This window comes from Pseudomonas sp. NPDC078700 (assembly GCF_044542375.1).
Taxonomy (GTDB): Bacteria; Pseudomonadota; Gammaproteobacteria; order Pseudomonadales; family Pseudomonadaceae; genus Aquipseudomonas.
In genome coordinates, this window is sequence record NZ_JBITUI010000004.1 from 62,713 (window position 1) to 73,311 (window position 10,599).

The following is a 10,599-nucleotide window of genomic DNA, read 5'->3' on the forward strand; positions in this document are numbered from 1 at the left end:
GTTCAGCTCTCCTGGGCGGCTACTGCGCTTTTACCCACGCCATACCAGTCGAGATTCCGGGTCAGCACCATAAAGCTGCCGAGTACGGCGAAGACCAATACCGAGCCCATCAACAGTGCGTAATCTTCGGCGCTGAGCAGGCCATACAGCATGGCATAGAGCATGCCGAGCAACAGGCCAAAGCCAATCCCTCTCGCGGCGCTGCGCAATACGTAGCTCACATAAAAACTGATCAGGGCCACACAGGAACCGGCTGATATTGCGTACGCCACGGCGAAACCAATGTGTTCAGAGAGTGAGATCAGCAAGAGGTAAAATAACGCCAGCGCCAAGCCAACCAAGGCGTACTGCATCGGGTGAACAGCCATGCGCTTAAGCACTTCAAAAAGGAAGAACGCGGCGAATGTCAGGGCGATAAACAGTAAGGCGTATTTTATCGAGCGCTCAGCCTTGAGGTACTGATCCACCGGGTCGATAAAGCTCACGCCCATGCTGCGTGACTTGAGTGCCTGGCAGTCCCCGCCCGAACCACAGTTAGCCAGGACCTCTGCCATGTTGGTGGCAAAGAAACTCGTGTGCCATTTGGCCTTAAAGCCCTGAGCACTTACTGAGCGTTCTGTCGGTAAATACAGGCCGCTAAAGCTTGGGTGCGGCCAATCCGACGACAACTCCACCACGCTGTCACGGCCAATCGGCGTTACCTGCAGGCTGCCAGTGCCTTGCAGTTTGAGGTCAAAGGCAAAATTAAGCGTCTGGGCTTTATCAATATTCAACACCGGCAGAGGAACATGCACGCCACTGCCAAGTATCGGCTCGCCACTGCCGGGCTGAAAGCTCAGGCGCTGGCCGTTGAGTTCAAGCTTGAGATCATTGTTGATACCGCGAATATCACTGATACCCACCGAGAGAAACGGCTGCTCAAAGCTGTAATCTTCGATCTTGTCACTGACATCATAGTTAGCCGGGAGACTCATCGATCCCGTGATGCGGTTATCGCTGTGATACAAGCGCGCTTGATAGATCCCACGACTACGCAACTCAGTGCGCATGGTCCCATTCAGGCTGAACTGGTCAGGCAAAAAATACAGGCGACCTCGCACTCGCCATTCATCCCAGTAGCGTTCGCCGGTTTTTTTGTTGGTTTTCCAGCCACGTTTGGCTTGGGTATAGGGCACGACCAAAATCGGACCGGTCAGTTGCTGAGCAAAACTTGAGCTGCGGGCGATGTCTTGCACCACCTCGTCACGCTGAGACTGCCTGTCACTGACCAGGTTGCCGATCATCAGCAGTGGTATAACGAGCAAAACTACCAACAGGGCAATAGCACCCAGTTTGAAATACAAAGGACGGTTCATGGTGCAGCTCTCCATGCATGGGTTAATGCAGAGAACTGTGCGCCACGGATATAGCGGGTTTATGGAGCCTGTGTGGAGACTCTGTGGAGTTTGTGCGCGAGCTTAGCCAGCAAGCGGTAGCGTCACCATGACCTCAACCCCATCTTCAACATTGACGATATGCAGTTGCCCTTCATGCAACTCTATGACTTGCGCCACAAAATTCAAGCCCAGCCCAGTACTTTTACGCCCGGTGCGGGGTCGGGGTAACGAGTAAAAGCGCTCTGTCAGCCGTTCAAGTGCGTAGTCTGGAATCGCCTCACCCTGATTGAAAAAGCGAATAACCACAGCCTGCCCACAACGCTCAGCCTGGAGAGTGATCTGTCCACGCCCAGGAACAAACGCCAACGCGTTATCAAGAACATTGGCCAATGCCTGGCGCAACAAAAAGCGGTCACCCAGCAAGGAAAGCTCCGCTGCGCACTGCAGTTCGACACTCAACTTGGCCTGTTCAATCGCTGGCGCCTGTGCCTGAATAAGTGAGTCCAGCAGCTCAGCAAGCGGCACCTTAACGCGCTCCTCCAATCGTTGCATTTGCTCGACTTGAGCCAGGCGCAACAACCGCTCTATTAGCTGCTGCAAGCGCGTGCTTTCCTGACTGATATTGGCGATGAAGCGCTTACGCGAAGCATCTGGCAACTCTTCATCCAGTAACTCAGCCGCCCCGTGAATCGCTGCCAGCGGGCTCTTTAGCTCGTGCGTCAGGGTATGCACATAGCGCTCGACGTAGGCTTTACCCTCAAGTTCGGTGCGCATGTGCTCAACCGCCAGAGCCAGTTGAGTCATCTCACCGCCCGGCATGCGCGGCAGTTCAGCACGCTGGCCCTCACTGACAGCTTGCGCGTAGCGCGTCAGTTGGCGCAGCGATGAACTCAACCACCAGCTCAGCAAGGCCCCCACCAGCAAGCCAAGGGCAATCAAGCCGTAGCCCAGCCATGACAAGCGTCGCTGCGAACGTTCGATATAGGGTTGCAAGGTCTGATTGGGTTTGGCCACAGTCACCACGCCGATAATGCGCGGACCGTTCTTAATCGGTGCCGCGACATACATCACCGAGCTTTCGGGGTCATTGGGGTCTTCGCGGGTGGAGCGTGCGCCGTACTCGCCACGCAAGGTGCGGTAGACATCATTCCAGCGCGAGTAATCCTGACCCACCGCTTGCCCGGTGGAATCGAGCAAGACAATACCCTTGGCATCGGTGACATAAATGCGATGGTTAACCTGGGTTTTCTGCACGCCCCAGATATCAGCACTTGGCGAACGCACGCCGTAGGCTTTAAGCAGTTCTGGCCAACGGCTTTGATTCAGCTTTCCAGACTGCAGATCATCGCGCAGCACCTCGGCCAGCAGGTTGGCAGTATCGACCAAAGTTTCTTCGGTGGACTGGCGCACACCGGGGCGGATTTCATCCATCACCGTGCTCAACACAAACCACCCGGAAAGCCCGACAAACAGGAAATACACCAGAAAGATGCGAATCGCGATGGGCATCAGCCTTAACCCTTGCTCATCATCAACGGCCACACTTAAGGCTGTAGCCTAAGCCGCGATGGGTCTGGATAGGGTCATGGCTGGCATTGATCTGGCGTAGCTTGGCCCGCAGACTTTTGATGTGGCTATCAATGTTGCGCTCATAGCCCGCGTCGGCTGCGATCCCCAGACCATCAAGCAATTGCTCGCGAGAGAACACCCGCTCTGGCTGATCCAGCAACACATTGAGCAACTTAAACTCATGACGGGTCAGGCTCAACGGCTGCCCGAGGTAATGCACCTGAACACGCTTAGGATCCAACTCGAAGCCGAAGTAGCGCAGTACCGCTGCACTGTTGCTAACGTCTCGCGGGGCCACACGCTTGAGGATGACTTTCACCCGGGCAGCGACTTCACGTGGACTGAACGGCTTAACCACATAATCGTCGGCCCCAATTTCCAGCCCCACCACCCGGTCAATTTCACCATCGCGCGCGGTAAGGAAAATCACCGGCACTTCAGAAAACCGTCGCAGTTGTTTGCACACCTCAAACCCGCTGATATCAGGCAAGCCAACATCCAGGATTAAAAGATCCGGCTCAGCCTGCCGGACTGACTCAAGCGCAGCTTGCCCCAATGCCAGCCAGGTGGTGGTGAAACCCTCGGATTGCAGGGCATAAATCAGCGTATCAGCAATCGCGGCTTCGTCTTCGACAATCAGAATGTGCATGAGCGTCCTGCGTATGAGCGGTCCCGGCAGGAAGACTGCGACAGGCGCTGGGCAGCGTCAAGTCGGCGTATCTGTAGCCGGCAAACAAGCCGACTACAGATACACAACGCTTTACTAACCTAAACGAAAGCGCCCGGTATTCTGAGCGAGTTCCTGGCTACCCAGGCGCAACTGCTCAGAGGCTTGGCTGACGGCCTGCGCGCCATCAAGCAAAGTACTGGCGTCTTGGTCAACCTGCTGGATATTACCGCTGACTTCATCCGCCGTGGCAGCCTGCTCCTCGGCAGCAGTGGCGATTTGCGCCAGGCGATCGCTGACACGTTGTACCGACTCGACAATGCCGCTCAGATCATCACTCATCGCCAGCACACTGCTGACATCACCCTCGGCCTGGGCCACGGCCTGGTCCATCATACTGACCGACTCCCCCACTACCTTATGCAGATCGGCAACGGTTTGGGCAATTTCTGCGGTGGAGTTTTGCGTGCGCTGGGACAAGCTGCGGACTTCATCGGCAACAACGGCAAAACCACGCCCTTGTTCACCCGCTCGCGCCGCCTCGATTGCCGCATTAAGCGCCAGTAAGTTGGTCTGTTCAGCAATCCCCTTGATCACATCCACCACGCGGGTGATTTGCTCGGTTTGTTGCTGCAGTTGCTTCAAGGTTGCCGAACTGTCGCCTAAACGCGCACTTAGCTGGCGCATGCTGGAGCTGGTTCGTTCGCTGCGCTGGTTACTTTGGTTGGCCACTTCTTGAGTTTGCACCGCCTCGACAGCGGCCTCTTCACAACTCTGGGCAACACTTTGCGCAGTGGCCGCCATTTGCGTGGCCGCAGCGGCAATCTGGCTCATCTGCCCTTGCTGGCGTTCGACCGCCTGCAAGGCATTTTGCGCCTGACGACTCAATACTTGAACGGTGCCACCCAAGCCTTCACTTTCATGATTAACGCCTTGCAACGAGCCGCGAAGCTGGACCACGGACGTATTGAGCGCCGAAGCGATCTGCGACAGCTCATCTTTCCCGTAAACCTGCATTTGCACGCGCAAATCACCGTCACGCAGCCCTTGTGCGGCAGCAATAATCTCACTGGCACTGCGACGAATCGACCAGTTAAGGCAGACCAACCCATAAAGTGCAGTCAGCGTTAACAAGGCGAAAACCAGGACAACATTCAGCATGCGCATCTGCGCTGCCTGCTGGTAGCCCTTTTGGCTTTGCTCAAACTGCTGTGTTTCTGCCTGCTGAAGGCTGAGCAAGTGCTGCTGCAACGCTTCAATCCGCTGAATGAACTGCGCCGGCGTCAACGTCATCGGGTTGGCGTCGAACATGTCCCGGTCAATTTCTTTCAAGAACAGATCAATACCCTGCTCGGCGGTCTTGAAGGGCGCTTCGAGGATTTTCATCGAGTCAGGTGCCGTGCGCTCTAGAGTATTGTGCGCTTTGAGCAACTGCGCGCTGGACTCATCAATGCTGCGCCGCAGATCACGAATACCCACACGGCTTTGCAAGGTGAAATGCTCGGAAACCACTGCACCGTAACCACGGCTGGCAAAGCTGGCGAGGTTCTCAAGCAAGCGCGGCAACGTGAAGGTCAGTTGCTCCATCATCAGGTAGGTGTCCAGATGAGGATCAAGAATCATCCCGCTGTCGGTGGCAATCTGCTCACGTAACGCGGTGATGTGCTGAAGATTCATTTGGTAACGCTCCAGCGCATCAGGTAACGCAATGCTACCGAGCTCAGAAACGGCCAAACGACTGCGGTCGGCCTGCAATGCTTGCATCAGCTCAGTTGCCTGGCTGGACATAGCAGCGCTCGACAACTGCTCAGTCGCCTGTTTCAAGGCCTCATCAAGCTTAGCTTCGCGGTTTCGCAAGAGCGCTTGGGCCGCTTCATCAGTGCCTTTCCAACGCGCCAATAAAGTGCGTTGCTCAAGCACTTCGCGCTGAACTTGCGCCAACGCATGGATATCGTGGAGGCCTTTGAGCTGGTTATCTATCAGGCGTTGGCCAGCCACATGCTCTGACCAGATCGCCCACAGGGCATAGGTCAGCGGCAATATGAACAAGATAGCGAGGATCTGGAATTTACGGGCAAAACTAAAACGCTCGAGCAAACTTACGCCCGGCTTGAGTACTACAGTCATGACGACACCTCAAAACACTTAATGCGCGCTCAGTGGCAAGCGCAGCAAGGTAATGTCCAAGCAAGAAACACGCCGATGCCAAAGAGCCACTATCTACTTAAGTGACTGAAACACTCGACTAAAGGCTATATCGGCAGGAAAGCCATTCTCAATATGCTATGTGTCGCATAATTTATGCTGCGCTGTGAGCGCTCAGAGGTGATGGTTGCCATCATGTCTTGATAGGCGATGATCTTGCCAAATAAACGCTCGAAACTGAGGTTATACGGCGGTTTGTCGAATCCATTGGTAAAGACGAGGCGTGTGCCATTGGCTTCCACTCGGTGCTTCAAGCGCCAGACCAGAATTTCAACATTACGCGCACTGTTGTAGAGCGCCTGCTGGTCAGGCGTATCAAACAGGTAGAAGTCATCAATGTAACCATAAGAGCGGCTGAGCATGCCGCGCAGCCCAGCCATCACGGCGTACACCCGATCGCCCTGAAAATGCACATCGAGGGCAACATCCATGGTCGACAACTCGCTTTTGCCGAGATAAGCCGTTTGTTGGTTAAGCGGCGTCGCCCACAGTTGCTGCTGACGGGAAAGAATCGTGGCGTTAGGGGTTTTGTGCAGCTCGTCGGGATTGCGCTCGTAGAGCTTACCCATCAGCACAATCAGGCTCTGGTCGATGGTGCGCCAGTGCATGTCGACAACCATGTCGATATCGGTCTTGGCGACATTGCGCAGCTTCAGCGGTTCACCGCTGCATGCGAACAGATTGATACTCAGCACAGCCAGCACGGCACTACGTATAACGCCGCAACCCATGCGCCTGATACCTAAAGCCAGGGGCACTAGAACACAAGCCTGCCCAGGGGCAGTAGTTTAAAGCCGTGCAATTGCATTTGAGTCATCCTTGTATGCGCTAATCCAATACTGCCATAGCGACAACCATAGAACACTCGTCTGCAAGCCTCAAACTACAGATGCCGCGAATCGCCTCTCATTGGGCTCACACTTAGCATTCAGGGCGCTCGACGGTGTAACGCTCTGCCGGGTTGATGGCTGCATCCAACTCCCGAATGGCACTGGCACCAATCAATAGCGGGTAGTCAAAATGGGTGCGGTCGGTGAGGTTAACTTCAACAGTGCGCGATTGATGCCCCACGCAAACCTCAAGATTGACCACCGGGCGCTCAGTGGTTGAAGGGCTGCTCGCGGTGACATTCTTACCTTCTTCTGCACGATTCTTGATTTCTGTAATGCGTGCCAGCGGCTGCTCGTACAGCGTGTCGTCAGCATCTTTAACCGCCAAACGGAAGCGTACCCACTCACCGCCATCGCGCTTAAACCGCTCAATGTCCTTGGCTGACAATGAGGCTGTCATGGCGCCTGTGTCCATCTTGGCTTTCAAGGTTTGGCCAATTTGCGGCAGTGTGACCATCTCATAACGACCGTAGGTGTTCAGCTCGGAAGCAGGTTTGTCAGCGGCCATAACGGGCAGGGCCAGTAAGGCAGTTAGCGCAATCACAATCTTCAAACGTCAGTTCTCCGTAAAAGTCTGGAGTCTCTGACCCTTATCATCGATAGAGGTTCTGCGCAGTGTGCAACACAAGATGTCGCACCCTGGCGTGGTACTGAGCGTGCGTCATGCCTATGATGTAGGCGACTGTGAATATCAAGGAGCTGCCATGCGCCGTCTGCTCACTGGCCTGAGCGTCACCCTGCTGTTGCTGCTAAACACCCTGATTCTAATCGGCCCACTGCTGTTGATTGCCTTGGGTAAATTTATCCTGCCGGGTAAGCCGCTGAAAGCGAGTTGTTCGCGCGGCGTCATGTGGGTGGCCGAAACCTGGGCTGAAATCAACAAATTGATCTTCGCAAGCTTGCTGCCAACGGTCTGGGATATTCGCGGTAACGCACAACTGCACAAGAGCACCTCTTACCTGGTGATCAGCAACCATCAATCCTGGGTTGATATTCCGGCGCTGGTGCAAGCGTTCAACCGTAAAACGCCTTACTTCAAGTTCTTCCTCAAGCAACAACTGATCTGGGTGCCGTTTCTCGGCTTGGCCTTTTGGGCCTTGGATTACCCCTTTATGCGGCGCTATTCCAAGGCATTTCTGGCCAAACATCCGGAGCGCCGCGGCGAGGATTTAGAGATCACCAAACGCGCTTGTGAAAAATTCAAGGACCTACCGGTTACGGTGGTCAACTACCTTGAAGGCACACGCTGCACTCCGGCTAAGCAGGCACAGCAACAATCGCCTTATCGCCACCTATTGAAACCCAAGGCAGGTGGCGTAGCGTTCGTATTGGCCGCATTGGGCGAGCAGCTTGATACGGTGCTGGATGTCACAGTGGTTTACCCGAGCCCGCAGATTCCAGGCTTTTGGGACTTGATCAGTGGTCAGGTGCCCAAGGTTGTCATTGATATTCAAACCCTTGAGCTCGAACCGGCTCTGCACCAAGGCGACTACCAGAATGATGAGCAGTTTCGCCTTCAGGTTCAGAATTGGGTGAGCGAGATGTGGCAGCGCAAAGATGCGCGTATCGCGCAGATCCGCAGCGAATTCAACCTGAGTTGAGCGTGCTCAGGCAATAAAAAGCTCGTCACTCAATTAAGTGACGAGCTTGATTGACGCACGACGGTGGAATCAGCCAGCGCTGAACGAACGATGTGGATCGATGACGAATTTCTTCGGCACACCCGCATCAAACTCACCGTAACCCTGTGGCGCTTGGTCAAGGCTGATCACTTGCACGCCGACCACTTCAGCAATGTTGATCCGATCCCACATAATCGCCTGCATCAGTTGACGGTTGTATTTCATTACCGGCGTTTGCCCGGTATGGAAGCTGTGTGATTTAGCCCAGCCCAGACCAAAGCGAATGCTCAGGCTGCCGATCTTCGCCGCAGCGTCCACCGCCCCCGGATCTTCAGTCACATAGAGCCCCGGAATACCAATTTTACCGGCCACGCGCACCACCCCCATCAGCGAGTTAAGCACCGTGGCGGGCGCTTCATGTTGCGCCCCGGCATGACCATGGCCACGCGCCTCAAAGCCCACCGCATCGACAGCACAATCGACCTCTGGCTCACCCAGCAGGTCAGCAATTTGCTCGTGCAGTGGCGTGTCTTTGGACAAGTCGGCAATCTCAAAGCCTTGAGACTTGGCGTGGGCCAGTCGCACCGGGTTAACATCACCGACAATCACCACCGCCGCACCCAATAGCCGTGCCGAGGCTGCTGCCGCCAGTCCTACTGGGCCAGCACCGGCCACGTACACCGTGCTGCCGGGACCTACACCTGCGGTGACCGCCCCGTGATACCCCGTCGGCAGGATGTCGGAAAGGCAGGTCAGGTCGCGAATTTTTTCCATGGCCTTATCACGGTCAGGCAATTTCAGCAGGTTGAAGTCGGCGTAAGGCACCAGCACGTAATCGGCTTGGCCGCCGGTCCAGTCGCCCATGTCGACATAGCCGTAAGCACCGCCTGCACGCGCCGGGTTCACCGTCAGGCAAACGCCAGTGTGCTGTTCTTTACAGCTGCGGCAACGGCCACAGGCCACGTTGAACGGCACCGAAACCAAGTCACCTATTTTCAGGTGTTCAACATCGCGGCCTTTCTCAATGACCTCGCCGGTGATTTCATGGCCCAACACCAAACCCACTTGCGCCGTGGTACGGCCTCGCACCATGTGTTGGTCAGAGCCACAAATATTGGTTGAGACAACCTTGAGAATGACGCCGTGCTCGATCTTTTTGCCGCGTGGATCCTGCATTTTCGGGTAGTCGATGCTTTGCACCTCGACCTTGCCGGAACCGAGATACACCACACCACGATTATCAGACATTGTTTGCTCTCCTTCTTGTTGTCGAAACAAAAGCGCAGCCAAGGCCACGCGGCTTTGCACTGGAGCATTTAAAGCTGTTGAAGCCTTCGAACCAAGATCATTTCAAGCCCCTTGGGGCAACGTGAAAGACCGGCTTCAACGGGGGTGATTCAGTTAGAGCACAACCGTGCGATTAGCGTTTAAAAAGACCCGTCGCTCGAGGTGATAACCAATGGCTTTGGCCAAGGTCAGGCACTCTATGTCACGGCCTTTGGCAATTAAGTCTTCGGGATAATGACTGTGATCAACAGGTTCAACCGCCTGCGCAATAATCGGCCCTTCATCGAGGTCATTATTGATGTAGTGCGCAGTCGCCCCGACCAACTTCACGCCCTTCTGATAAGCCTGATGATAGGGTTTTGCACCCTTGAAACCCGGCAACAATGAGTGATGAATATTGATCGCCCAGCCGTCGAGCTTGCGGCACAACTCCGGCGACAGAACCTGCATGTAACGGGCAAGCACGACCAACTCTGCACCGGTTTCCTCAATCACTTGCAGTACTTTGCGCTCTTGCGACGGCTTGTCGTTGGGATCGAGGGCGAAGTGGTAATAAGGAATTTCGTGCCAGCGAGCCAATGGCTCAAGGTCCGGATGGTTGGAGATGACCGCAACCACGTCCATCGGCAGATGACCAATTCGTTGGCGATAGAGCAAATCGTTCAGGCAGTGATCCGACTTAGACACCATCAACACCACCTTGGGCCGATAGCCCGGTGGAGTCAGTTCGGTTTGCATCTCAAACACGGCGCTACGCTGGTCCAGCTCTTCACGAAATGCCTGCTCGTCGAAACCGTCTGGCTGACGAAACTCTATGCGAATAAAAAATCTAGACGACAGCCGATCATCAAACGAATGATGCTCAGTGACATAGCAGCGCTGTTCGAACAAGAACCGAGTCAACGCATCAACAGTGCCCAGTACGCTGGGGCATTGTGCTGTCAAAATCCAGGTATCTGGGGTACGGCTCATGACTCTCTCCC

At 55.1% G+C, this 10,599-nt stretch carries 9 protein-coding genes; 1 reads left to right on the forward strand and 8 read right to left on the reverse strand.

Going from position 1 to position 10,599, the window contains the following annotated elements; translation table 11 throughout:
- Positions 1–2: 2 nt before the first annotated feature.
- From creD to ACIGCM_RS14510, 6 genes are all read right to left on the reverse strand, one after another.
- The gene (creD, locus tag ACIGCM_RS14485) at positions 3–1,355 is read right to left on the reverse strand and encodes a cell envelope integrity protein CreD (RefSeq protein WP_397502789.1); all 1,353 of its coding nucleotides are present in this window, start codon (positions 1,353–1,355) and stop codon (positions 3–5) included.
- A gap of 102 nt (positions 1,356–1,457) precedes the next feature.
- Positions 1,458–2,885 carry a two-component system sensor histidine kinase CreC gene (gene creC / locus ACIGCM_RS14490; protein WP_397502790.1) on the reverse strand — a complete coding sequence of 476 codons (1,428 nt, stop codon included), beginning with the start codon at positions 2,883–2,885 and terminating at the stop codon, positions 1,458–1,460.
- Between the two features lie 22 nt (positions 2,886–2,907).
- Positions 2,908–3,594 carry a two-component system response regulator CreB gene (gene creB, locus ACIGCM_RS14495; RefSeq protein ID WP_397502791.1) on the reverse strand — a complete coding sequence of 229 codons (687 nt, stop codon included), beginning with the start codon at positions 3,592–3,594 and terminating at the stop codon, positions 2,908–2,910.
- A 114-nt stretch (positions 3,595–3,708) separates the two neighbouring features.
- The gene (locus ACIGCM_RS14500) at positions 3,709–5,739 is read right to left on the reverse strand and encodes a methyl-accepting chemotaxis protein (RefSeq protein WP_397502792.1); all 2,031 of its coding nucleotides are present in this window, start codon (positions 5,737–5,739) and stop codon (positions 3,709–3,711) included.
- A 125-nt stretch (positions 5,740–5,864) separates the two neighbouring features.
- The gene (locus tag ACIGCM_RS14505; protein WP_397502793.1) at positions 5,865–6,575 is read right to left on the reverse strand and encodes a hypothetical protein; all 711 of its coding nucleotides are present in this window, start codon (positions 6,573–6,575) and stop codon (positions 5,865–5,867) included.
- Between the two features lie 163 nt (positions 6,576–6,738).
- Positions 6,739–7,260, reverse strand: a complete 522-nt coding sequence (locus ACIGCM_RS14510) for an ATP-dependent zinc protease (RefSeq protein ID WP_397502794.1) — start codon at positions 7,258–7,260, stop codon at positions 6,739–6,741.
- A gap of 151 nt (positions 7,261–7,411) precedes the next feature.
- On the opposite strand from ACIGCM_RS14510, the gene ACIGCM_RS14515 reads away from it, so the two are divergent.
- Positions 7,412–8,308, forward strand: a complete 897-nt coding sequence (locus ACIGCM_RS14515; RefSeq protein ID WP_397502795.1) for an acyltransferase — start codon at positions 7,412–7,414, stop codon at positions 8,306–8,308.
- Positions 8,309–8,377: 69 nt separating this feature from the next.
- Here ACIGCM_RS14515 and fdhA read toward each other — a convergent pair whose 3' ends face one another.
- Positions 8,378–9,577, reverse strand: coding sequence for a formaldehyde dehydrogenase, glutathione-independent (gene fdhA, locus ACIGCM_RS14520; protein ID WP_397502796.1), 1,200 nt, complete (start codon positions 9,575–9,577; stop codon positions 8,378–8,380).
- A 153-nt stretch (positions 9,578–9,730) separates the two neighbouring features.
- Positions 9,731–10,588, reverse strand: coding sequence for a formyltetrahydrofolate deformylase (gene purU, locus ACIGCM_RS14525; protein WP_397502797.1), 858 nt, complete (start codon positions 10,586–10,588; stop codon positions 9,731–9,733).
- Between the last annotated feature and the right edge of the window lie 11 nt (positions 10,589–10,599).

Coding starts and splice junctions, on each gene's coding strand:
- creD (WP_397502789.1), bottom strand. CDS start 1,355: ATGAACCGTCCTTTGTATTTCAAACTGGGTGCTATTGCCCTGTTGGTA.
- creC (WP_397502790.1), bottom strand. CDS start 2,885: ATGCCCATCGCGATTCGCATCTTTCTGGTGTATTTCCTGTTTGTCGGG.
- creB (WP_397502791.1), bottom strand. CDS start 3,594: ATGCACATTCTGATTGTCGAAGACGAAGCCGCGATTGCTGATACGCTG.
- ACIGCM_RS14500 (WP_397502792.1), bottom strand. CDS start 5,739: ATGACTGTAGTACTCAAGCCGGGCGTAAGTTTGCTCGAGCGTTTTAGT.
- ACIGCM_RS14515 (WP_397502795.1), top strand. CDS start 7,412: ATGCGCCGTCTGCTCACTGGCCTGAGCGTCACCCTGCTGTTGCTGCTA.
- fdhA (WP_397502796.1), bottom strand. CDS start 9,577: ATGTCTGATAATCGTGGTGTGGTGTATCTCGGTTCCGGCAAGGTCGAG.
- purU (WP_397502797.1), bottom strand. CDS start 10,588: ATGAGCCGTACCCCAGATACCTGGATTTTGACAGCACAATGCCCCAGC.